Origin of the sequence: Sphingopyxis sp. PAMC25046 (genome assembly GCF_004795895.1) — a bacterium.
In the GTDB taxonomy this organism is placed as follows: Bacteria; Pseudomonadota; Alphaproteobacteria; order Sphingomonadales; family Sphingomonadaceae; genus Sphingopyxis.
The window spans coordinates 1,510,990-1,534,484 of sequence record NZ_CP039250.1; the positions used below are offsets into that span (position 1 = coordinate 1,510,990).

The following is a 23,495-nucleotide window of genomic DNA, read 5'->3' on the forward strand; positions in this document are numbered from 1 at the left end:
TTGTGCGACGCCGTTCCTCCAGACCTCGCCGGGTGCGGAAACGCTCACAGAGTAACCGGTTACACAGGCGAAAGGCAAGGTCATTCCCCGGCCTTTCCCAGTGCTTGGCCGTCGGCGTCGAACAGGTGCAGCCGATCGGGCGGAAAGGATGCGGCGATTGTGCCGCCCTCGCTGAAACTGCCGTCGTCGCGCAATTGGCAGGCGACCGGTTCGCCGCCGTCATGCCCGCCGAGATGCAGCGTCGCTAGCCCGCCGAGCCGCTCGATAAAGCTGATGGTAAAGGGCAGCGCGCCCGGCGCGTCGCCGATCGCGATATCCTCGGGCCGGATACCGATCGACAGCGGCGTCCCCGCCGGCGGCGCAGCAGCGAGCGGGGGCAGGGCGATGCTGCGCCCGTCGGCCAGCGTAGCGCGGCCGCCTTCAGCCACCGTCGCGGGCAGGATATTCATTCGCGGCGTGCCCAGAAACTGCGCGACGAAGATATTCGCGGGCCGGTCATAAAGTTCGCGCGGCGCGCCGACCTGTTCGATCCGTCCGTCGCGCATCACGATGATCCGGTCGGCGAGCGTCATCGCCTCGACCTGATCGTGCGTCACATAAAGCGTCGTCGTGCCGAGCTGGCGGTGAAGATCCGCAAATTCATAACGCATCCGCACGCGCAGGTCGGCGTCGAGGTTCGACAGCGGCTCGTCGAACAGGAAAATCTGCGGCTGGCGGACGATCGCGCGACCGATCGCGACGCGCTGCCGCTGCCCGCCCGACAATGCCGCGGGCTTGCGGTCCAGCAGCGGTTCGATGTTCAATATCGCCGCCGCGCGGCGCACCGCGGCGTCGATCGCGGCTTTGTCGGCCTTCGCGATGCGCAGTCCGAACGCCATATTCTCATAGACGGTCAGATGCGGGTAGAGCGCATAGGATTGGAAGACCATCGCGATTCCGCGCTCCGACGGCGGGAGGTTGGTGACGTCGCGGTCGCCGATGCGGATACGGCCGTTCGTCAGCTCCTCAAGCCCCGCGACCGATCGCAAAAGCGTCGATTTACCACACCCCGACGGCCCGACGATCACGGTGAATTCGCCGTCGGCAACCGCAATAGACACGTCCTTCAGGACCTCGGTCGCGCCGAAGCTCTTGCGCGCGCGCTCGATCGACAATCCGGCCATGATCCCCCGCGTTCCCCGATCTTCAGTGGACCGTCACGCCCGCGCCCGCCTGCCGCGCGGGTGCGCGCCCGACGGCGATGGCAAAGACGCACAGCGCGACATAGCAGGTGGCGGGCAGGACTAGCGCGGCGCTATAACCGACCGCGTCCGACAATTGTCCGACGAGATAGGGGATCGCCGCACCGCCGACGATCGCGGTGCACAGCAGCCCCGACGTCGCCTCGGCGCGCGCGGTCGAGCGTTCGAGCGTCAGGGTGAAGATCACCGGGAACATGATCGAGTTGAACAGGCCGATCGACAGCGCGACGAAGCCCGCGCTCACCCCGCCGACGACCACGATATAGAGGCAGAGCAGCGCCGCGATGGCGGTGAAGATGACGAGCAGCTTCGATGCCGAGAAACGCGCGAGCAGGAGCGATCCGATCGCGCGGCCGACCATCGCGCCGCCCCAATAGAGCGCGACCGCCTTGCCCGCTTCCTGCAACGACACGCCCGGAACGCCGTCGCTGCCCATGATCCAGCCGAATGTGCCGAAGGGCGCGTCGGACTGGCCCCAGATCGCATCGCTGTTGAGAAACAGCGCCATCTGCGTCCCGATCGCGACCTCGGCGCCGACATAGAGGAAGATCGCGGCGCCGCCGAGCAGCGCCCAGCGTGACGAAAAGGCCTCGCGGATCAATTCGCCCATCCCCGCGCGTTCGCCGATCGGCGCGGGCGGCACCGCTTCGTTGACGATCCGCCGGCTGAACCAGAAGAAGAAAAGGAGGGCGATGATCAGGCCGCAGATCCAGAAATAGGCCGCGTCGATCCCGCCGAGCGCCTGCGCGCGCACTGCCTCGGTCACCACGGTACCTTCCTTGACCTCGACCCCTTCGAGGAACAGGTGCGCGCCGATCAGCGGGCCGAGGAAGGTGCCGAAACTGTTGAAGGTCTGGCTGAAGGTCAGGCGGAAATGGCTGCGTCTCGGATCGCCGAGCGCCGCCGCGAGCGGGTTCGCCGCGACCTGCAGGATGGTGATGCCGCTCGCGAGGATGAACAGGCCCGCGAGCACGAGCGGATAGACGGCGAGGTTCGCCGCCGCGAGCATGACGAGGCAACCGACGACCATCGTCGACAGCGCCGTCAGGATGGAGGGCACCGAATGAAAGCGCGCGATCAGCGCCGCGGCGGGAAAGGACATCAGGCCATAGGCGATGAAAAAGGCCGACGCCGACAATTGCGCCTCGGCGTCGCTCAGCGTGAAGATACCCTTTACCGCGGCGACCAGCGGATCGATCAGCGACGTGATGAAGCCCCAAGCGAAAAACAGCACGGTCACCGCGGCAAAGGCCGCCATGGCATTCGACCGACCGCCACCATTTGCGGGCGCCTGGCTGGGCACGTTCATGCAGGAATATCCTCTTCGCCGAAACTATGTTATGCAGGCGGTCTAACGGGACGCAGAAGGCAATGCAACCGGTTACAATTTGCCCCCTGCGGCCTTCCTTTCGCGCGCCTTCGCGGATGATCCCGCATCACGCGAAATAATCGTTCGTCACCCACTGGCGCGCGCGGGCCCGACTGGTTACATGGGCCGCCACCAAACGAATCGCTGTGCCGCCCTGAAATCCGGGGCAGGCGCCGCCCGCAGCAGAAAGTGGCACCCCATGGAAATCATCACCGGCCTGACCTTCGACGATGTGCTGCTGGTGCCCGGGGCGTCGGATATCCTACCGTCGGATGCCAATCTCTCGACCCAGCTGACCAGCGAGATCAGCCTCAACATCCCGGTCCTGTCGTCGGCGATGGACACGGTGACCGAGGCCGACATGGCGATCCTGATGGCGCAGATCGGCGGCATCGGCGTGCTTCACCGCAATCTCACGATCGAGGAACAGGCGGCGGCGGTGCGGCAGGTCAAGCGCTTCGAAAGCGGCATGATTGTCAACCCGATCACCATAACCCCCGATGCGCCGCTCTCCTATGCGACGGCGCTGATGGACCAGCATCGGATCTCGGGCATTCCGGTGGTCGAAACCGGCGGCAAGCTCGTCGGTATCCTGACCCATCGCGACGTGCGCTTTGCCGATAATCCGGGCCAACCGGTGCGCGAGCTGATGACCGCCGAAAATCTCGCGACGGTTCGTGCCGGAGTCGGGCAGGATGAAGCGCGCAGATTGCTGCACCAGCGCCGCATCGAAAAACTGCTCGTCGTCGACGACGATTATCATTGTATCGGGCTGATCACCGTCAAAGACATGGAAAAGGCGGTCAATTTCCCTGATGCAACCAAGGATGGAAACGGCCGCCTGCGCGTCGCGGCGGCGACCAATACCGGCGACAGCGGCGTCGAGCGCGCCGAAGCATTGCTCGAGGCCGAATGCGATCTCATCGTCGTCGATACCGCGCACGGCCACAGCAAGGGCGTCGGCGAGACCGTCGCACGCATCAAGAAACTCTCGAACCGCGTGCAGGTGCTCGCGGGCAATGTCGCGACTGGCGACGCGACCAAGGCATTGATCGACGCGGGCGCTGACGGGGTGAAGGTCGGCATCGGGCCGGGCTCGATCTGCACCACGCGCATCGTCGCGGGCGTCGGCGTGCCGCAACTCACCGCGATCCTCGACAGCGTCGAGGCCGCGTCGAAACTCGGCGTGCCGGTGATCGCCGACGGCGGCCTCCGCACCTCGGGCGACGTCGCCAAGGCGCTCGCGGCGGGCGCGTCGAGCGTGATGGTCGGCTCCATGCTCGCGGGCACGGCCGAGGCGCCGGGCGAGACCTTCCTCTATCAGGGACGCACTTATAAAAGCTATCGCGGCATGGGCAGCGTTGGCGCCATGGCGCGCGGCAGCGCCGACCGCTATTTCCAGCAGGATATCAAGGACCAGATGAAGCTGGTCCCCGAAGGCATCGAGGGACAGGTCCCGTTCAAGGGCCCCGCGAAAGACGTCATCCACCAGATGGTCGGCGGCGTGAAGGCGGCGATGGGCTATACCGGAAGCCGAACGCTCAAGGATTTCCGCGAGCGCGCCAAATTCGTCCGCATCACCAATGCGGGACTGCGCGAAAGCCATGTCCACGACGTCGCGATCACGCGCGAGGCGCCGAACTATCCGGCGGGCTGAGGCCGGCCGGTGACGCCCGCAGCGCGTATCCAGACGGCGATCGAAATTCTCGATGCCATCGCCGCCGCGGCGCGCGAGGGCGGGGCGCCGGCCGACGCGATCTTCGCCGAGGCGATGCGCGCGCGCCGCTATGCGGGATCGAAGGACCGCCGTGTGATTCGCGGCCATGTCTATGGCGCGATCCGGCTCGTGCGTTCTGCACCCGTGTCGGGCCGCGCGGCGATGCTGACGCTTGCCGACGCGCAGCCTGAACTCGCCCCATTGTTCGACGGCTCGCCCTACGGACCCGCGCCGATCGCTGCCGACGAACCGCGCGCCGAAACCGGGCTCGCCGCCGAGGCGCTGATCGGTCTCTTCGATCCGCTCGTCGGCGAAGACGAGCGTGACGCGATGCTGACGCGCGCACCGCTCGACCTCCGCGCCAACCGGATCAAGGCGAGGCGCGACGATCTTGCCGATCTCTTTCCCGAGGGCGAAGCGATCCCCGGCGCGCCGGACGGCTGGCGCCTGCCGCCCGAAACGGCCGCGGTCCAGCATCGCGCCTATACTGACGGGGTGTTCGAGGTGCAGGACGCCGCGAGCCAATATGCCTCCGCGGCCTTGGACGCCGCGCCGGGGCAGGCGATCGTCGATCTCTGCGCGGGCGGCGGCGGCAAGACGCTCGCCATCGCTTCGTTCACCGGCAACGACGCCGACATCCTCGCCTGCGACACCAACCGCGCGCGCCTCCAGCAACTGCCGCCGCGCGCCGAGCGCGCCGGGGCGACCCGCATCGAGACGCGCCTGCTCAATCCCGGGCAGGAACCCGCAATGCTCGCCGGCTGGCGGGGCAAAGCGGCGCGGGTCTTCGTCGATGCCCCCTGCTCGGGCAGCGGCACCTGGCGCCGCAGTCCCGAACTGCGCTGGCGCCTCACCCCCGCGCGCCTCGACCGCCACCTCGCCGATCAGGCGAAACTGCTCGCGATCGGCGCCGATCTGGTGGCGCCCGGCGGCAAACTTCTCTATGCTGTCTGCTCGGTTATCGCGCGCGAGGGGCGGGCACAGGTGGATGATTTTCTGAACCGGAGTCCGGGCTGGACGGCCGACGCCGGCTATCTACCCGAAAGTGTCGGCCGCCGCGCGGGCGCGGGTTTCCTGCTGACTCCGGGGCACGACGGCTGCGACGGATTTTTTCTCGCACGGCTGACATCGCCATGTTAGCATCGCCTGCAATGAAGCGATGGGAGAATGCGATGCGCATCAGTTTTCTGGCCATTGGCGCCGGTCTTGTTCTGGCCAGCCTGCCGACCGCCTCCGATGCGCAGCGCGCCGACAACGACATTTTTCCTCGCTCGATCGCGCTCCAGCAGGAAGGGCATCAGGCGCAGGAGGCCGGCGATCTCGACCAGGCGATCGACTTTTATGAATCGGCGCTCGCCGCCGACCCGCGCAACCGTTCGGCGATCATCGCGCTGGCCCAGGTCGCGCGTGCGCAGGGGCTTCCAGGCAAGGCGATCGGCCTCTATCGCGAGGCGCTGATCCTCGAACCCAAGGACATCGTCGCGCTGACCGGGCAGGGCGAGGCTCTCGCCGACAAGGGCGCGCTCGAACTCGCGCGCGAGAAGCTTGCCGAGGCCGAGCGCGTCTGCGGCGCCAAGTGCCCGCAGGTCGCCGCGCTCGAAAAGACGATCGCGTCGAGCGCGTCGAAACGCGTCGTCGCCGCCGAAGCGCTGGTGCCGACGCCGGTCGTCGCGACGGTCAAGCCCGCCACCGGCCAGAACTGAGAAATTACCCGCCGAGCGCGCGCGCCAGCGCGACCCACTCGTCGACGCTAACGGTTTCCGCCCGCCGCGTCGGGTCGATGCCGAGCGCCTCCGCCGCCGCCACCGCACCCTCGACCCCCTTCAGGCTCTGCCGCAGCATCTTGCGCCGCTGGCCGAACCCCTTTTCGGTGAGCTTCGACAGCCGTTTCGGGTCGATGCCCGCGGGCTGATCGCCCGGCGTCACATGGACGATCGCCGACATCACCTTGGGCGGCGGGGTGAAGGCCGACCGATGCACCTTCATCGCGATTTTCGCGTTCGAGCGCCACTGCGCGAGCACCGCGAGCCGGCCATAGGCGCCCGTCCCGACCGGCGCGACGATGCGTTCGGCGACCTCGAGCTGGAACATCAAGGTCAGCGATAGCCAGCGTGGCGGCCACGCAGCAGGCTCGAGCCAGCGCGTGAACAGCGCGGTGCCGACATTATAAGGGAGGTTGGCGACGATATGATAGGGAGCCCCGCCGGTCAGCGCGTCGACGTCGACCGCCATCGCGTCGTCGGCGATCACCGTCAGCTGACCCGGAAAGGCGTCGCCCAGCTCGGCGAGCAGCGGCAGGCAGCGGTCGTCGCGCTCGACCGCAATCACCTTCGCCCCGGCGCGCAGCAGCGCGCGCGTCAGTCCGCCCGGGCCCGGTCCGACCTCGAACACCGTCACGCCGTTGAGATCGCCCGGAAGCGCCGCGATCCGGTCGAGCAATTGCTCGTCGAACAGGAAATTCTGCCCCAGCGCCTTGCTCGCCGACAGGCCGTGGACGCGCACCGTCTCGCGCAGCGGCGGCAGCGGCGTGCGCGGCTGGACCGTCACTTTGCGGGGGCGCAGCCGCGCTCGCGCGCCGTCGCCATGCGCGCGGCCATTGCGATCGCCGCGATCGTCGGCCCTGCATCGGCCCGGCCGGTACCCGCGATATTGAAGGCGGTGCCATGGTCGGGCGAGGTGCGGATGATCGGCAGCCCGAGCGTCAGATTGACCCCGTCGTGGAAATGCAAAGCCTTGAAAGGCGCGAGCGCCTGATCGTGATAGCCGCAGAGCAGCGCGTCATATTGATCGCGGATGCCGGGCGCGAACAGCGCGTCGGCGGCAAGCGGGCCGTCGACGATGATGCCCTCGCTCGCCAGCTGGGCGACCGCGGGCTTCATAATCCGCTCCTCCTCGCCGCCCAGATGGCCGCTCTCGCCCGCGTGCGGGTTGAGCCCTGCCAGCGCGATGCGCGGCGGATCTATGCCGAAATCGCGGCGCAGTCCGCGCGCGACGATCCGCGCCTTGGCGACGATCAACTCGCTCGTCAGCCGCTCGGGCACCTCGGCGAGCGGGATGTGCACGGTTAGCGGTACGACGCGCAGCGACGGTCCCGCCAGCATCATGACCGCGTTGGTCGCGGTCACCCCGCATCGTTCGGCGATGAATTCGGTCTGCCCGGGATGCGTATAGCCGATGCCGTGTAGCGCATGTTTCGATACCGAACCGGTGACCAGCGCCGAACTTGCCTGATTGCGCGTCAGCCCGATACCCGTTTCGAGCGCGTGGAGCGCGCATGTCGCACCGGCCGCCGTCGGCGATCCGGGGGTCAGCGGGCCGCTGTCTTCGAGATGCCAGACGGGCAGCGCCTCGCCGAAGGTTTTTACAACCTCCTCCATGTCGCCGACGCGCACGACAGGGCCGTCCCACACCGCTTCGACCGCGGCGATGTCGCCGATCGCGACAAAGGGAGGCAGGCAGTTTTCGCCGCGCGCAGCCCATGCGCGCGCTGTGACTTCGGGGCCGACGCCGGCCGGGTCACCCATGGTGACCGCAACCGGACGTCGAATGTCGTAACTCAACATCAGCTATATTCGATCACGGCGTCCCGGCGCAGGTCGCGCAGATAGCGCTGGGCCCGCTTGTTGACCTTGTCCTCCAGCAGTTTCTGCTCGATCTGCTCGAGGTTGGGCGCCGTCGCGGTCTGCGGCATGTCGCGGCCGCAAAGGACAAGGACGCTGACGCCTTCGTTCGCGGCACCGAAGGGCTGCGTCGTCTGGCCGACCTGGAGGTTGACGAGCGTCGCCTGGAGCGGCGCAGGCAGCGCGCGCATTTCGATATTGTCGCGGGACACGACGCTGGCGCCCAATTGCTGCGCCACCGCGTCTGCGGCGCCGCAGCCGGCGATGCTACGCGTCGTTTCGGCGAACTTGCCGGCAAGTTCGGACGCCTTTTCCTGGGTCGTTCCGGCCGGGAAATCGAGCGAAATCTGCTTCAGGCTGAGCACCGCGTCGCGCGGGTCGGCGGTCAGCACCTGGCGACGGTCGATCAACAGCATGATCGAAATTCCGCCGGGCACCTCGATCGGTCCGACGAGCTGGCCGGGCTGCATCTGCGTCGCGGCCTCGCCCATCGACGCGGGCAGCTGACCTGCCTTCACCCAGCCGAGGTCGCCGCCGACGACCGCGGTCGATGCTTCGGAAAACTGGCGTGCATAGGCAGCAAAGCTGCCGCCGGCCTGCAGCGCCTGGATGATCTTTTTCGCGTTTTCGCTGACCGCGGCGATATTGTCCGGGGTCGCCGACAGATAGATTTCGCCAAGGTGGAATTCGTCCTGGCCCTTGGCCGCTTCCATCTGCTTGACGATCAGGTCGACCTCTTCGGTCGACACGTTGGTCGTTGACTGGATGTTGCGTGACAACAGGCGATCCCACGCGAATTCGCCGCGGATCTGCTGCTTCACCGCCGCGGCGGACGAGCCTTTCGACGCCAGATATTCCGAGAACTGCTCGGGCGTCTGCTTGAAACGCGTCGCGAGCCGGGCGAATTGTTCGTTGACGATATTCTCATCGATCGCGATCTCGGCTGCCTTGGCTTCCTGGATCTGCAGTTTCTCGTCGATCAGGTTGCTGAACACCTGGTTGCGAAGCCGCTCGATTTCCTCGGGCGGCAATTCGACATTGTTGTTCGCGATACGGATCAGCGCCATGCGCTGTTCGATGTCGGTCGCGGTGATGATCTCGCCGTTCACCGTCGCCGAGGGGCGATAGACGTTCGGCTTGGCATCGCCGTAGAGCTGCACATTGCCGGGAATGTTGAGGCTGGTCGTCGGCACTTCGCTGTCGGGAACGGTCTGGGCCAGCACGGGCGCTGCTCCGACGGCGGCCAAGACGATCAGGCCGGTCATGGTCGAAAATTTGGTCATCTTTACCCTATTCGAGAAAGTCCGGACGCTCCGTATCAGCGGACACGCCCGATGGTCCAGCGCAATCCGCCTTGGACGCCATTTGATATCGCCGCATAGCCCGCGGACGCTGAACCTAGGCTGAGCGAAGGCCATTTGGTTTGGGGTGGTGAGGGGACGTCCCCGATCCTCCCCATGCCGGGGAGGATCGACAGCAACCGGTCGAAGCCCGTCCTCAGAATCCCAGATTACGGAACGCGATCCGGAACGAAAAGCTGTTGCCGCGCCGCGCGTCGCCGGTGTCGGCATAGTCGCGCCGCCAGGTGAGTGCGATCGACAGGCATTCATCGTCATAGGCGAGCCCGAGCCGATGTCGAATCGGCTCGAACCCGTCGGCACCGCTCAGCGGGTCGTCGCTCTGTTCGGTCAAATCGACGATCGCCGATCCGAACAGCGACCAATGTTTCGCGAACGCGACGCGCCCGCCGGCACGGACTTCCTCGCGGTCCTGCAAATCCTCGCCGAGTAGCAGGATGTCGCGGTTGAGCCGCGAATAGCCGACCACGGCATAGGTCGAGCGGCTGCCGATCGTCGCATCGAATTCGTTGCGGCGAATCGCGAGATTATCCTTGTCGAGCCGGTAACGGTGGGTGAGGCGCAGGAAATCGCGATACGCAATCGTCGTCCGGCCGACGATATCCGACGTGCGGTCGGTCAGGCCGGTGCCGTCGGGGAACAGGCTGGGTTTGTCCGTCAGGCGATAGCTTTGCCCCACGATGCTGTTGATGTTGAACCCCGGGCGGCTGTAATTCCATTCTAGGCCATAGGTGATGCGCGCGCCATCTTCGAACCGGTCGTGACCGTTGAAGCGGTTGATCGCGAAGAGATTGCTGTCCTCGAGGTCGAAGGCGCGCGAATCTTCGTTCGGAATGTCGAGATTCTTGATCGGCGGCGTCGCGACAACCTGGACGCGCGGGGTCAGCGTCTGCGTGCCGCCGGCGAATTCGCCGATAAAGGGCCAGCGCATGTCGGCGGCGACCGCGGCGATGCCGCGCGCCTGCCAACCCGACTTGCCGCGATAGCCGGGGATCGCGGTCAGCAGATTCTCGTCACTGTGATAGACGTCGCCGCGCACGAGCGCGGTCAGCGTGATTTCCTGCCCAAGCCCGGTCAGCCCGCGCAAATTCCACTGCGCACCGGCAAAGGCGCGCTGCGTGTCCTGACCCGCGGTGCGGCCGATCGCGAGCGTGTTCAGTTGCAACTCCAGCTGCCCGCCGAAGAGCGGATCGTCTAGCCGCTGGCGATAATCGATGATCGGCAGCGCGATCGGCTGCTGGCCCTGAATATCATTGACGCGCAGCGTCTGCGTCGCCCAGCCGGCGATCGAGAGATAGCTATTGCCGCCGATCCGTTCGAGTTCGAAGGTCGAACGCAACCGGTCATCGCGGCTGATGTCGTAACGGCGCATGAAGGTGCGGTCGGTCGCGATGCGCCCCGAATAGGTGAGGCTCCAGCGCGGATCGAACTGGAACTTGCCCGCGCTTTCCAGATAGCCGCGGAATCTCTTCTGGCTGTCCGGATCCTCTCCGACCAGCGGAACGAGAGAGCCATAGGTCGCATAGCCGTTGATACGGAACGACCCGATATCGGTCAGCGCACGGAACTCGCCTTCCAGCATCGGCGCCGCGTCGGTGTAGACGTGCGGCGTGATCGTCATGTCGCGATCGGGGGCAATGCGTAGATAATAGGGGACCGCGATCTCGAAGCCGTTGCTCCGGTCCAGCCGGATTTCGGGCACCAATATGCCGCTGCTCGCCTCGTTGTTGATCGAGTGGCTGAGCCCGGGAAGCGGGATCAGCGGCAGGCCGAAAATCTCGACGCGTGCGCCCTTGTATCGGACCTTGTTCTTGGCCCGGTCGTACATCACCTTGACCGCGCGGATCTGCCAGCTCGGGTTCTTTGGACAGCCTTCGTCGTCCTCGACCGGGCAGGGGGTATAGGCGGCGTTCTCCAGCTCGATATTGCCATTGTCGAAGCGCGTGCCCCGGACCGCGGCGAGGCGCGATCCGTTGTCAAGCACGACGAGCAGATTTTCGACGACGCCGTCGCGCAAACTGTCGGTCAGCTCGATCTTGTCCCCATAGGCGATGTCGCCTTCGGGGTTCTTGATCATGACATTGCCTTCGGCGAACACTTGCCCCGTCTGCCGGTTCCACGTCACCTTGTCCGCGCGCATTTCGATCGCTTCGCGGTTCATCTGGACGTTGCCCTCAGCGACGACGACTTCGGTGTCGCCGTCGTAATTGAGGTTGTCCGCGGCAAATCCGATCTGCTGCTCGCTCGCGGTATCGGGCGCGTCGGACGTCGTCGGGACGACGTCGGGAGTTTGCAAATCGGGTTCGCCGGCAACTTCCTCCGCCGGCGGGGCCGGATTCGCCTCGCTCTGGGCCAGCACCGGGCTCGCCGCCAAGGCCAGTCCGCTCGCCGTCGCCAGCCAGAACGGCCGCGCACCCGCCGCCCGATGGAACAAAGCCCAGCTCATTTAATCCCTTTGTCCCGAACCCTAATCGATACGTCCCGGCTTGGACCGGCAGCTTTGTTTTTGCAACTCGCAAGCGAAACCCCTATCGGTCCGCCACGTTCCAATCAATCATCGCATAAGAAAGTTAAGGCATGGACATTCAGTTTGTCGCGCAAATCGATGCGTCTGCCGACGTCGTCGCGTTTCCGGTCCGCAAGGGCGAAGCGGGCGCGCTCGGGGCGCTGCTCGGCGCCGCTGCGGCGCAGGCGCGTTTCGACGGCGCGGCGGGCACGATCGCCGAGACCGCGGCGATCGACGGCGCACAGGCGAAGCGCCTGCTGCTTGTCGGCATCGGCGAGGGCGGCGAGCAGGATATCGAACGCGGCGGTGCCGCGCTCACCGCGAAGCTCCAGACGAGCGGCGTCACCCATGTCCATGTCGATTTCGCCAGCGCGGGGCAGAGCGACGCCGACGACGTCCTCGCCTTCGCGATGGGCGCGCGCCTCCGCAACTGGCGCCTCGACACCTATCGCACGCGGCTCGCCGACAAGGCGAAGCCCAGCCTCAAGACGGTGACGATCGCGTCGCCGCACGGCGACCTTTCGGCGCGCTGGGCCGAAAATGAAGCGATTGCCGAGGGGGTCGCGCTGACCCAGACGCTCGTCGCCGAGCCGCCGAACATCCTCTATCCCGAAAGCTTCGTCGAACGCTGCCAGCACCTCGCCGAGCTCGGCGTCGAACTCGAAGTCCTCGACGAACGCCAGATGAAGGCGCTCGGCATGGGCGCGCTGCTCGGCGTCGCGCAGGGCTCGACACGGCCGCCGCGGCTGCTCGCGATGCGCTGGAACGGCGGCAATCCGGGCGAGGCGCCCGTCGTCTTCATCGGCAAGGGCGTGACCTTCGATACCGGTGGCATCAGCCTCAAACCCGGACCGGGCATGGACATGATGAAGTGGGACATGGGCGGCGCGGGCGCGGTCGCGGGCGCGATCAAGGCGATCGCGGGGCGCAAGGCGAAGGCGAATGTCGTCGGCGTCGTCGGCCTCGTCGAAAATATGCCCGACGGCAATGCGATGCGCCCCGGCGACGTCGTCACCACCATGTCGGGCCAGACGGTCGAAGTGCTCAACACCGATGCCGAGGGCCGCCTCGTCCTTTGCGACGCGATCAGCTGGGCGCAAAAAGCTTATGATCCCAAGGTGATCGTCGACCTCGCGACACTGACCGGCGCGATGGTCATCTCGCTCGGCCACGAATATGCCGGCATGTTCGCGAACGACGACGGGCTCGCCGCCGGCCTGCTCGCGGCGGGCGAGGCGTCGAACAACAAGCTGTGGCGCTTCCCGCTGTCGCCCGCCTACGACAAGCTGATCGACAGCCCGATCGCCGACATGAAGAATATCGGCCCGCGCGAAGGCGGCTCGATCACCGCGGCGCAATTCCTGAAGCGCTATGTCGAGGACGGCGTCGCCTGGGCGCATCTCGACATCGCGGGCATGGCGTGGGGCGACAAGGACGGCCCGGTCTATGCCAAGGGCGCGACCGGCTATGGCGTGCGCCTGCTCGACCGCTATATCGCTGCGAACCACGAAGGCTGAGGCGAGCAGGGCAGGGAGCATGCCGCGCGTCGACTTCTACCGGCTGACCCGCGACCCCGTCGAACGCGTGCTCCCCGCGCTCGCCACGCGCGTCCTCGGCAATGGCGACCGCCTGCTGGTGGTCGCCGCCTCGGCGATGCAGCGGCAGGCGATCGACGAGGCGCTCTGGACGTTCCAGCCCGCCAGTTTCCTGCCGCACGGCCACGCCGGATCGCCCGACGAGTCGATCGAGCCGATCCTGATTTCGGGCACACTCGACACCTCGCCACCCAATCGCGCGACCCTTCTCGCGCTCGCCGACGGCGAGTGGCGCGACGAGGCGCTGGCGTTCGATCGCACTTTCCTCCTCTTCGACAACAGCCGCATCGACGATGCCCGTGCGCTCTGGCGCACGCTCGCGGCGCGCGACGATGTCGACAACCGCTTCTGGAAACAGGACGAAAACGGCCGCTGGTCCGAAGGGCCCTAGCGCCCGCGCGCTCTGTCCTTGCGGTGCGGCGAAAGCGCGGCTAGAGGCGCGCGCATCACATAACACAGCAACGCAGGAGCTTTCCCATGGCGGTCACCCGCACCTTTTCGATCATCAAGCCCGACGCCACGCGTCGCAACCTGACCGGCGCGGTCACCAAGATGCTCGAAGACGCCGGCCTCCGCGTCGTCGCGTCGAAGCGCATCCACATGAGCCGCGAACAGGCCGAGGGCTTTTACGCGGTCCATAAGGAACGCCCCTTCTTCGGCGAACTCGTCGACTTCATGATCAGCGGCCCCGTCGTCGTCCAGGTCCTCGAAGGCGAAAACGCCATGCAGGCGAACCGTGACATCATGGGCGCGACCAACCCGAAGGACGCCGCGCCCGGCACGATCCGCAAGGAACTCGCCGAAAGCATCGAAGCGAACACGGTCCACGGTTCGGACAGCGACGAGAATGCGGCGATCGAAATCGCCTATTTCTTCAAGCCCGAAGAAATCGTCGGCTAAGCTGATCGGTCCAGCCGATACGAAGAGGCCGCCGGAGCGATCCGGCGGCCTTTTTCGTCAAAACTCGTCGGCCACCGCCATCAGCCCTGCCAGCTTTTTCGGCGCGACCGCCAGCCAGCTCTTGCGCAGCCATTCGCCGATCGCATCCCAGTCGGTGTCACCCAGATCGAGCCGGATGCCGACCCAGCCGTCCCCGAAATAGGCCGGCCGGTAATAACGCTCTTCGTCCATCTCGATCAGCGCCGCCTGTTCGTCGGCGCCGCTGACCTTCACCAGCAGCGCGATCTTGCCGTCGCCATGATGGTCTTCGGTAAAATAGGCGAATTTCTTGCCCTTCACGATCCCGAAGCACGGCATACCATGCGACACCACCTCGTCAGCCTCGGGCAGCGCCATCGCGAGTTCGCGCACGCGCCCGCGCAAATAGTCGGGCGAGCGCTCGCGCGTCACGAACGCCGCGAGCGTCGCGGGATAAAGCTGATGCTCGGCGAACTGCACGCGCCGCGCAAGGCTGTCGGCGGTATCGCCGGGCATGATCGCGACGGGCGTCTGCGCAAGCACCGGCCCTTCGTCGACGCCGGGCGTGACGATATGCACGCTACACCCGCCGAATTTGTCGCCGGCGTCGATAGCTTGCTGGTGCGTATTGAGGCCCTTGTAGAGCGGCAGCAGGCTGGGGTGGATGTTGATCATCCGGCTGGCCCAGCGCGCGACGAACGCATCCGACAGGATGCGCATATAGCCCGCGAGCGCGACATATTCGGCCCCGGCTTCGACCAGTTGCTCGTCGACCAGCGCGTCGAACGCGTCGCGGTTCATGCCCTTGTGCGAAAGCGCCCAAGTTGCGATGCCTTCAGCGGCCGCGAGCGCGAGGCCCGGGGCGTCGGGAACATTGCTCGCGACGAGCACCAGTTCATACGGACAGTCGGCGGCTTTCGCCGCGTAGAGCAGCGCCGCCATATTGGTGCCGGCGCCCGAAATCAGGACGGCGACCTTGGCCTTGGCCATCAAATCCTCCCCGCATGCGGGGAGGGGGACCGCGAAGCGGTGGAGGGGGTTCGCGTCCTCGCGCCACGCTGGCGGGCCACGACACCCCCCTCCGTCAGCCGCTTTGCGGCTGCCACCTCCCCACGCGCGGGGAGGATTTTAGCCATGATGCGTGGCGCTCCACGCGCCCATCGCGCTCCACGTCTCGGCGCTGCCGCTGACCGTGCAGCCTTTTTCGCCCGCGGCGATATGCCCGATACGGAACACCGTCTCGCCCGCGGCTGCGAGCGCCGCCGTCACCTCGGCGACATCGTCCTCGGCGACTACAACCGCCATCCCGATGCCGCAGTTGAAGGTGCGCGCCATTTCCTCGGGCTCGATGTTCCCCTGCGCTTGCAAAAACGCCATTAGCCGCGGCTGTTCCCAAGCATCGGCATCAACATGGGCATGCAGCGTCTTGGGCAGAATGCGGGGGATATTCTCGAGCAGCCCGCCGCCAGTGATATGCGCGAGCGCGTGGATATTGCCGGTCTTCACGAGCGGGAGCAGGCTCTTCACATAGATGCGCGTCGGCGCCATCAGCGCGTCGATCAGCAGGATATTCTGGTCGAACAGGGCCGGGCGATCGAGCTTCCACCCCTTATCCGCCGCAAGCCGGCGCACGAGAGAGAAGCCGTTCGAATGCGCCCCCGACGAGGCGAGCCCCAGAATCACATCCCCAGCGGCGACCTTGTCGGCGGTCAGCACCTGATCGCGCTCGACCGCGCCGACGCAGAAACCCGCAAGATCATAATCGCCGTCCGAATACATGCCCGGCATCTCGGCGGTCTCGCCGCCGATCAGCGCGCATCCGGCCTGCTTGCAACCCTCGGCGATGCTGGCCACGACTTGGGTCGCGACATCGTTGTCGAGTTTGCCGGTCGCATAATAGTCGAGGAAAAACAGCGGTTCGGCGCCCTGCACGATCAGGTCGTTCGCGCACATCGCGACCAGGTCGATCCCGACGCCGTCATGCTTGCCCGATTCGATCGCGAGCTTCAATTTCGTGCCCACACCGTCGTTCGCCGCGACGAGCAGGGGATCGTTGAACCCCGCCGCCTTCAGGTCGAAGAAGCCGCCGAAGCCGCCGAGGTCGGCATCGGCGCCGGGACGGCGCGTCGCACGGGCGAGCGGGGCAATGGCACGGACCAGCGCGTTGCCGGTCTCGATCGATACGCCGGCCTGCGCATAAGTGTAGGAGGCGGGTTGGTTGTGCTTGGAATCCATGGCCAGCGCGACTAACGACTCTGGCCACGAAATGCCATGATTTCCTTGTCCGGGGGCAAGCTTTTGGGCAAAGCATAGAGAAGATATGATTTCGGCCGCTTTCCCCCGCTTCGCCCCAAGCTTTTCCTTCGACCCGCTGCGCGGCCGCGACTGGCGCTGGGCCGCGCTTTTCGGGCTTTTCTTCGCGATTCTGCTCGCGGGCATCGTCGACGGCCAGATTACGCGCGGCGACCGCGGCATTACCCCGATCAACAGCAGCGGCGATTTCCTCGCCAGCGGGATCCTGGTCGACGTAACAGGCGACAATGCCGACGATGCGCGCTCGAAGGGCTGGCGCGAGGCGCAACGCAAGGGCTGGGCGCAGCTTTATCGCCGGCTGAACGGCAGTGACGGCCCCGCACTCACCGATTCGGTGCTCGACGGGATCGTCACATCGATCGTCGTCGAAGACGAGCAGATCGGCCCGCGCCGCTATGTCGCCAAGCTCGGCGTGCAGTTCGACCGCGTCCGCGCCGGACAGATATTGGGGGTCAGCGGTCGCACGCTCCGTTCGCCGCCATTGCTCGTGATCCCGGTCTATTCGATCGACGGAATCCCACAGGTGTTCGAACAACGCAGCGCTTGGCAGCGCGCCTGGGCCGAATATAATACGGGGCAAAGCGCGATCGACTATGTCCGCACCGCGGGCACCGGGGCGGATACCCTGTTGATCAACGCGGGGCAGACAGGTCGTCGCGGCCGCGTCTGGTGGCGCGTGATCCTCGACCAATATGGCGCCGCCGACGTGCTGACGCCGATCGCGCGCGTCGAATATTCCTATCCCGGCGGGCCGATCAAAGGCATTTTCACCGCGCGTTTCGGCCCCGACAGCAAGCTGATATCCAGCTTCACGATGACCGGACCGAGTCCCGCGGCGTTGCCCGACATGATGGAAAAGGCGGTCGCGCGGATGGATCGTATCTATACCGACGCGCTGACTGCGGGTGTTCTCAAGACCGATACCTATCTCGTGCTCGAAAAGCCGGTCGAAAGGGAAGATCTGCCCGAAGAGATCGCGACCGATGAAGAGATACCGCCCAGAGAAATCGACGCGAGCGTATCCACCGCGCCCGCGGCGGGCGTGCAGAGCTTCACGGTGCAGTACAGCTCGCCCGACGTCGATTCGGTCACCGCGACCGAGCGTGCTGTCGCTGGCGTCGCCGGCGTCCAGTCGGCGTCGACCACCAGCCTCGCGCTCGGCGGCATGTCGGTGATGCGTGTGACCTTCCGCGGCGATATTGCGGCGCTGCGCGCGGCGCTCGCGGCGCGCGGGTTCAACGTGCAGGAAGGCGGCGGTCAGCTCAGGATCAGCCGCTGATGGGACAGATCGCGCTACCGCTCGACTGGAGCGCGGGCGGGTCGAATGACGGCCCGCTGATCGTCGGCACCAGCAACGCCGACGCGGTGCGCTATTTGCGCCATGTCGCGACCTGGCCGGTCCGCACCGCCGTGCTCACCGGGCCGCGCGGCTCGGGGCGCAGCCTGATGGGCCGCCTTTTCGCGCGCGAAACCGGCGGTCGCGTCATCGACGGGGCGGGCAGCGTTTCCGAAGAAGAGATTTTCCACGCGTGGAACGCCGCGCAGGCGAGCGGCACACCGCTGCTGATCATCGCCGACGCGCCGCCCGCGGAATGGAACATCGCGCTACCGGACCTCCGCTCGCGCCTCGCCGCCGTTCCCGTGCTGGCGATCGGCGATCCCGACGACTGCCTGGCGCGCGACCTGATCGAGGCGCTGTTCGCGCAGCGCGGCGTGGCATTGGCACCCGGCGTCGCCTCCTATATCGTCCCGCGGATGGAACGCAGCTATGCGATGATCCACCGCGTCGTCGCGGCGCTCGACGCCGCCTCGCTCGAAAAAAAGGGTGGCATTGGCATTCGTCTTACGCGTGAAACATTACTGTCACAGGGGCTGATCGATCCCGATCTCCTCGAAGGACAGGAAACGAGCCCATGTCGATAGCTGGCGGCCCCTTACGCGCAGATAATGACGCCGATACGACGGCCCCCAGCTTCGGTCCCGAACGCTTCTTCAACCGCGAACTCTCATGGCTCGCCTTCAACCGGCGAGTGATGGAGGAAGCGCGCAATCCCGCGCATCCGCTGCTCGAACGCCTCCGCTTCCTTTCGATCTCGGGCAGCAATCTCGACGAATTCTTCATGGTCCGCGTCGCGGGCCTCAAGGGCCAGCAGCTGCAGGGGATCGACGATCCCTCCGCCGACGGCCGCTCGCCGGGGCAGCAACTCGCCGAAATCGAGGCCGAGGTGCATCGCCTCGTCGACCAGCAGCAGAGCGAATGGCAATTGCTCCACCGCCAACTCGCCGAGCAGGGCATCGTCGTTCACGGTTCGGGCTCGGACAAGGAGGCGCTCCGCCGGGCGCTGCGCCAATATTTCATCGAACAGATTTTTCCGATCCTGACCCCGCAGGTGCTCGATCCGGCGCATCCTTTTCCTTTCATCCCGAACCGCGGCCTCGGCGTCATCTTCGACCTTCAGCGCAAGACGAATGGCGAGACGGTTCGCGAACTGGTGATGATCCCGGCATCGCTGGCGCGCTTCGTGCCGGTTCCCGGCGAGCCGAGCGCCTTTGTGCCGATCGAATATCTGATCGAATTGTTCGGCGACTTGCTGTTTCCGGGTTTCACGATCCGCTCGCTGGGTGTGTTCCGCATCATCCGCGACAGCGACATCGAGCTTGAGGAAGAGGCCGAGGACCTCGTCCGCCTGTTCCGCACCGCGATCCGCCGCCGTCGCCGCGGCCGCGTGATCCTGATGGAACTCGAGGCCGATATGCCCGCCGAAATCGCCGAGGTGCTGGGTTCCGATATTCAGGGGCACGAGGCGATCGTCGCCAAGATCGGCGGCTTCATCGGCCTTGCGGCGCTGTCGGCGCTCGTCGACGTCGATCGCCCCGACCTCAAATTCCCGGCCTATTCGCCCCGTTTCCCCGAACGCATCCGCGAACATGGTGGCGACTGTTTCGCGGCGATCCGCTCGAAGGACATCGTCGTTCACCATCCCTATGAGAGCTTCGACGTCGTCCTCTCCTTCCTGCGCCAGGCCGCCGCCGATCCCGACGTCGTCGCGATCAAGCAAACGCTCTACCGCGCGGGCAACCAGTCCCCCGTCATCCGCGCGCTGATCGAGGCGGCCGAGGCGGGCAAGTCGGTGACCGCGGTCGTCGAACTCAAGGCGCGCTTCGACGAGGAACAGAATCTGCTCTGGGCGAACCAGCTCGAACGAGCCGGGGTGCAGGTCGTCTACGGCTTCATCGAGTGGAAGACGCACGCCAAGATTTCGATGGTCGTGCGCCGCGAAGGGCAGGGCTATCGCACCTATTGCCACTTCGGCACCGGCAACTACCATCCCGTCACCGCGCGCATCTACACCGACTTGAGCTTCTTCACCGCCGATCCGCGCGCGGGCCGCGATGCGGCGCAGCTCTTCAATTATATCACCGGCTATGTCGAACCCGAACGGCTCGACCTGATCACCATGTCGCCGCTCAACATGCGCCAGCATCTGTGCGAGCTGATCGATTCCGAAATCGCCGCGGCAAGGACGGGGCGGCCGTCGGGCGTCTGGGCGAAGATGAACAGCCTCGTCGACCCCGACATCATCGACAAGCTGTACGAAGCCAGCGCGGCGGGGGTGCCGGTCGAACTGATCGTGCGCGGTATCTGCTGCCTGCGGCCGGGCGTCGCGGGGCTTTCGGAAACGATCCGCGTCAAATCGGTCGTCGGGCGCTTCCTGGAACATAGCCGCGTCTGGGCCTTCGCCAACGGCGCGCCGCTGCCCCACCGCGCCGCAAAGCTCTATATCAGCAGCGCCGACTGGATGCCGCGCAACTTCGACCGCCGCGTCGAATATATGATCCCGATCGAGAATCCGACCGTCCACGACCAGATTCTCGATCAGGTCCTCGTCGCCAACCTCATCGACAATGAACAAAGCTGGATTCTGCAACCCGACGGCACCTCGGTGCGCGTGGAACCGGGAGACAAGCCTTTCAACTTACACCATTACTTCATGAACAACCCGTCACTGTCGGGCCGCGGCACCGCGCTTCACAAGCGTCAGGATGTGCCGACGCTGGCCTTCGATATGCGTGAAGATTGAGAAGAGGTTGAACTTCCTGCGTAGCTCCCGACAAGCGGTCAGCCGGTCCGCCGTCATCGATATCGGCTCCAACTCGGTCCGCATCGTCGTTTATGAAGGCCCGTCGCGCGCGCCTGCGGTGATCTTCAACGAAAAGGTTGCCGCCGGTCTCGGCCGCGGCCTCGCGATCGACGGCCGCATCGCGCCCGAGGATGCCGAACGCGGCCTCGTTGCGCTCCGCCGTTATGCGCTGCTCGCGAAGCATATGGACGTGAAGATGATCCAGTGCGTTGCCACCGCCGCCGTGCGCGATGCGGCGAACGGCCCCGACTTCATCGCAGCGGCGGCCGAAGCCGGCCTCCAAATCCGGCTGCTCTCGGGCGAGGAGGAGGCCGCGGCCGCCGGGCATGGCGTCCTTTCGGCGATTCCCGATGCGCGCGGCATCGCGGTCGATCTCGGCGGCGGCAGCCTCGAACTAGCCGAAGTTTCGGATGGCCGGGTCGGCCGCTGCGCCTCCTTCCCGCTCGGCGTGCTCCGCTTGCCCACGCTACGCAAGGATGGCGAACAGGCGTTCGAACGCGCGATCCGCAAGATGCTCCGCGCCGCGGGTTGGCCGGGCGAGGGGCTCAGCGGGCTTCCGCTCTATCTCGTCGGCGGCTCGTGGCGCGCGCTCTCGCGTCTGGACCTCGAACTCACCAAGGATCCGCTCGCGGTTCTCGACCAGCATACGCTGCCGCGCAGCGCGCTCCGCCGCCTGATCCGCGCGACTAAAAGGCTGAGCTTCGAGGAATTGCGCGCAATCCCCGGCATGGCATCGAACCGCGCCGCCGCCTTGCCCGACGCGGCGGCGCTGCTCGCGGCGCTCGTCAACATCCTCGACGTCCCCGAAATGACGGTCTCCTCGTCGGGCCTGCGCGAAGGGCTGCTCTATCAGGCGCTCGATGCTGAAACGCGCGCGCAGGATCCGCTGATCGTCGCCGCCGAATTCGAGGGACGCCGTCTTGCGCGTTTCGCGCCGCACGGCCGGGCGATCGCCGACTGGATCGCACCGCTCTTTACGGACGAAGGACCGGCCGATAGCCGAGTTCGCCTCGCGGCGAGCTTGCTCAGCGACGTCGCGTGGTCGGCGAATCCCGATTTCCGGGCCGAACGCGGCACCGAGATCGGCCTGCACGGCAATTGGCGCAGCATCGACATCCCCGGACGCATCCTGCTCGCGCGCGCGCTTTACGCAGGCTTTGGCGGCGCCGACGCCGAATTTCCCGCGATGGGCGCGCTTGTCGCGCAGGAACGGCTCGCCCGCGCGCGGCAATGGGGCCTCGCGATCCGCCTTGCTCAGCGGCTTACAGGGGGCGTCGAAGCCCCGCTCAAGGCGAGCGGGATCGCGCTTGTCGACGGCAAGCTCAGGCTCTGTCTGGCGGCCGGCTGGCATCATCTCGCGGGCGAATCGGTCGAGCGCCGCCTGCGCGTCCTCGCGCAGGCGCTCGATGCCAAACCCGAGCTCGTTCTGCTTTAAACCTCGGCCGCGGTCGCCGCGTCGATCTCGCTCATCACCAGCTTGCCGTTCTTGACGGCAAAGCCCATCCGGCCTTCGACAAGATCGAGCGCGGCGTGGCCGAACACGTCGTAGCGCCAGCCCTCCATCATCTGGATGCCGCCCCGCGCCCCGGCGGCAAGCGCCTCGAGATCGTCGCTGCGCGCGATCAGCCGCGCCGCGACATTGAGCTCGCGCGCCCGGATCTTGAGCAGCAGTTTCAAAAGGTCGGCGACCAGAGTGCCTTCCTTGCCTAGCCCCGGCCCGCGCGGCGCGCGGTCGGGCATGTCGTCCTTCGACATCGGCTTGGCGTTGGTGATCGCGTCCATCAGCCGGCCGCCGATGTCGTTGGTGCGCCACGTCGCCGACAGCCCACGGACGCGGCCGAGCCCGTCCTGATCCTTCGGCGGATGCGCGGCCAGGTCGGCGAGCGTCTCGTCCTTGACGATCCGGCCGCGCGGCAGATTCTTGTTCCGCGCCTCGCGCTCGCGCCAAGCGGCGAGCGCCTGTAACCGGCCGAGCACGTCGAGCTTGCGCGTCGGTATCTTGATCCGCTGCCACGCCTTGTCGGGATCGACGCTGTAATTGGCGGGGTCGGCGAGCTTTTCCATTTCTTCATCGAGCCAGTGGCCGCGACCGGTCTTGATCAGCTTGTCGAGCATCATCGGGAAAATCTTGGCGAGGTGCGTGACGTCGCCGATCGCATAATCGATCTGGCGCTTGTCGAGCGGGCGGCGGCTCCAGTCCGTAAAGCGCGCGCCCTTGTCGAGCTGGACGCCGATCCACGCCTCCACAAGGTTTGAATAGCCGACCTGCTCGGCCTGACCCAGCGCCATCTGGCCGATCTGCGTGTCGAAGATCGGGTGCGGCGTCTTGCCGGTCAGGTTGAAGATGATTTCGACATCCTGCCCGCCGGCGTGAAAGACCTTGAGCATATCCTCGTTGTCGACGAGCAGGTCGAGCAGGGGTTTCAAATCGATGCCCGACGCCATCGGATCGATCGCCGCGGTATGGTCGCGGTCGGCAACCTGGATCAGGCAAAGCTCTGGCCAGAAGGTGTTTTCGCGCATGAATTCGGTATCGACGGCGATGAAATCGCTGTTCCGGATGAGGTCGCAGAATTCGACGAGCGCGGCGCTGGTTTCGATCAACGGATGGACTTGCATAGCGCGCCTATACAGCTAGTTGAAAGGAACGGGCAGGAAAAATTGCCCGCACTCTTCGGGTCGCGGAGCCGGCACACCGGCCAAGGGGAAAACGAAG

Annotated in this window: 19 protein-coding genes; 10 read left to right on the top strand and 9 right to left on the bottom strand. The window is 66.1% G+C overall.

Annotation, left to right across the window (positions count from 1 at the left end):
- Positions 1-80 precede the first annotated feature (80 nt).
- Positions 81-1,163 (bottom strand): sn-glycerol-3-phosphate ABC transporter ATP-binding protein UgpC, encoded by a 1,083-nt coding sequence (ugpC, locus tag E5675_RS06955; protein WP_136173875.1) that lies wholly within the window; start codon positions 1,161-1,163, stop codon positions 81-83.
- A gap of 22 nt (positions 1,164-1,185) precedes the next feature.
- Positions 1,186-2,550 carry a sugar MFS transporter gene (locus E5675_RS06960; RefSeq protein WP_247594816.1) on the bottom strand — a complete coding sequence of 455 codons (1,365 nt, stop codon included), beginning with the start codon at positions 2,548-2,550 and terminating at the stop codon, positions 1,186-1,188.
- Positions 2,551-2,809: 259 nt separating this feature from the next.
- On the opposite strand from E5675_RS06960, the gene guaB reads away from it, so the two are divergent.
- The 3 genes from guaB to E5675_RS06975 are packed head-to-tail and all read left to right on the top strand — an operon-like array spanning position 2,810 to position 6,030.
- The gene (gene guaB / locus E5675_RS06965) at positions 2,810-4,267 is read left to right on the top strand and encodes an IMP dehydrogenase (protein ID WP_136173876.1); all 1,458 of its coding nucleotides are present in this window, start codon (positions 2,810-2,812) and stop codon (positions 4,265-4,267) included.
- Positions 4,268-4,276: 9 nt separating this feature from the next.
- Positions 4,277-5,467: an RsmB/NOP family class I SAM-dependent RNA methyltransferase gene (locus tag E5675_RS06970; protein ID WP_136173877.1), complete on the top strand. Its 1,191-nt coding sequence runs from the start codon at positions 4,277-4,279 to the stop codon at positions 5,465-5,467.
- Between the two features lie 32 nt (positions 5,468-5,499).
- Positions 5,500-6,030: a tetratricopeptide repeat protein gene (locus tag E5675_RS06975; RefSeq protein ID WP_052182159.1), complete on the top strand. Its 531-nt coding sequence runs from the start codon at positions 5,500-5,502 to the stop codon at positions 6,028-6,030.
- Between the two features lie 4 nt (positions 6,031-6,034).
- On the opposite strand, the gene rsmA is transcribed toward E5675_RS06975, so the two are convergent.
- The 4 genes from rsmA to lptD all read right to left on the bottom strand — a co-directional run bounded on the left by rsmA (position 6,035) and on the right by lptD (position 11,751).
- On the bottom strand, positions 6,035-6,874 hold the full coding sequence (gene rsmA, locus E5675_RS06980; RefSeq protein ID WP_247594817.1) for a 16S rRNA (adenine(1518)-N(6)/adenine(1519)-N(6))-dimethyltransferase RsmA: 840 nt from the start codon (positions 6,872-6,874) through the stop codon (positions 6,035-6,037).
- A complete protein-coding gene (gene pdxA, locus E5675_RS06985) occupies positions 6,871-7,851 on the bottom strand; it encodes a 4-hydroxythreonine-4-phosphate dehydrogenase PdxA (RefSeq protein ID WP_247594818.1) in 981 nt (326 codons plus the stop codon). Before pdxA ends, rsmA begins: the two co-directional genes overlap by 4 nt.
- A 38-nt stretch (positions 7,852-7,889) precedes the next feature.
- Complete coding sequence (locus E5675_RS06990; protein WP_136173879.1) at positions 7,890-9,230, bottom strand: peptidylprolyl isomerase; 1,341 nt, start codon at positions 9,228-9,230, stop codon at positions 7,890-7,892.
- A gap of 214 nt (positions 9,231-9,444) precedes the next feature.
- Positions 9,445-11,751 (bottom strand): LPS assembly protein LptD, encoded by a 2,307-nt coding sequence (gene lptD, locus E5675_RS06995; RefSeq protein ID WP_136173880.1) that lies wholly within the window; start codon positions 11,749-11,751, stop codon positions 9,445-9,447.
- 131 nt (positions 11,752-11,882) lie between these two features.
- Here lptD and E5675_RS07000 point away from each other — a divergent pair, with 131 nt between their 5' ends.
- From E5675_RS07000 to ndk, 3 genes are all read left to right on the top strand, one after another.
- Positions 11,883-13,328 carry a leucyl aminopeptidase gene (locus tag E5675_RS07000; protein ID WP_136173881.1) on the top strand — a complete coding sequence of 482 codons (1,446 nt, stop codon included), beginning with the start codon at positions 11,883-11,885 and terminating at the stop codon, positions 13,326-13,328.
- Between the two features lie 19 nt (positions 13,329-13,347).
- Complete coding sequence (locus tag E5675_RS07005; protein ID WP_136173882.1) at positions 13,348-13,797, top strand: DNA polymerase III subunit chi; 450 nt, start codon at positions 13,348-13,350, stop codon at positions 13,795-13,797.
- An 86-nt stretch (positions 13,798-13,883) separates the two neighbouring features.
- Complete coding sequence (gene ndk / locus E5675_RS07010; protein ID WP_054588335.1) at positions 13,884-14,306, top strand: nucleoside-diphosphate kinase; 423 nt, start codon at positions 13,884-13,886, stop codon at positions 14,304-14,306.
- Between the two features lie 57 nt (positions 14,307-14,363).
- On the opposite strand, the gene purN is transcribed toward ndk, so the two are convergent.
- Positions 14,364-15,314 carry a phosphoribosylglycinamide formyltransferase gene (gene purN, locus E5675_RS07015; RefSeq protein WP_136173883.1) on the bottom strand — a complete coding sequence of 317 codons (951 nt, stop codon included), beginning with the start codon at positions 15,312-15,314 and terminating at the stop codon, positions 14,364-14,366.
- Positions 15,315-15,452: 138 nt separating this feature from the next.
- On the bottom strand, positions 15,453-16,559 hold the full coding sequence (gene purM / locus E5675_RS07020; RefSeq protein WP_136173884.1) for a phosphoribosylformylglycinamidine cyclo-ligase: 1,107 nt from the start codon (positions 16,557-16,559) through the stop codon (positions 15,453-15,455).
- A gap of 85 nt (positions 16,560-16,644) precedes the next feature.
- On the opposite strand from purM, the gene E5675_RS07025 reads away from it, so the two are divergent.
- Genes E5675_RS07025 through E5675_RS07040 form a run of 4 tightly spaced genes read left to right on the top strand, consistent with a single transcriptional unit; the run spans position 16,645 to position 22,214 of the window.
- Entirely contained in the window at positions 16,645-17,916 is a 1,272-nt protein-coding gene (locus E5675_RS07025; RefSeq protein ID WP_136173885.1) for a heavy-metal-associated domain-containing protein, read from the top strand.
- Complete coding sequence (locus tag E5675_RS07030; RefSeq protein ID WP_136173886.1) at positions 17,916-18,560, top strand: chromosomal replication initiator DnaA; 645 nt, start codon at positions 17,916-17,918, stop codon at positions 18,558-18,560. The genes E5675_RS07025 and E5675_RS07030 overlap by 1 nt, the downstream gene beginning before the upstream one ends.
- Positions 18,551-20,719 (top strand): RNA degradosome polyphosphate kinase, encoded by a 2,169-nt coding sequence (locus E5675_RS07035; protein WP_136173887.1) that lies wholly within the window; start codon positions 18,551-18,553, stop codon positions 20,717-20,719. Before E5675_RS07030 ends, E5675_RS07035 begins: the two co-directional genes overlap by 10 nt.
- 7 nt (positions 20,720-20,726) lie before the next feature.
- Complete coding sequence (locus E5675_RS07040) at positions 20,727-22,214, top strand: Ppx/GppA family phosphatase (RefSeq protein WP_247594819.1); 1,488 nt, start codon at positions 20,727-20,729, stop codon at positions 22,212-22,214.
- Here E5675_RS07040 and rnd read toward each other — a convergent pair.
- Positions 22,211-23,398: a ribonuclease D gene (gene rnd / locus E5675_RS07045; RefSeq protein ID WP_136173889.1), complete on the bottom strand. Its 1,188-nt coding sequence runs from the start codon at positions 23,396-23,398 to the stop codon at positions 22,211-22,213. The genes E5675_RS07040 and rnd overlap by 4 nt on opposite strands.
- Between the last annotated feature and the right edge of the window lie 97 nt (positions 23,399-23,495).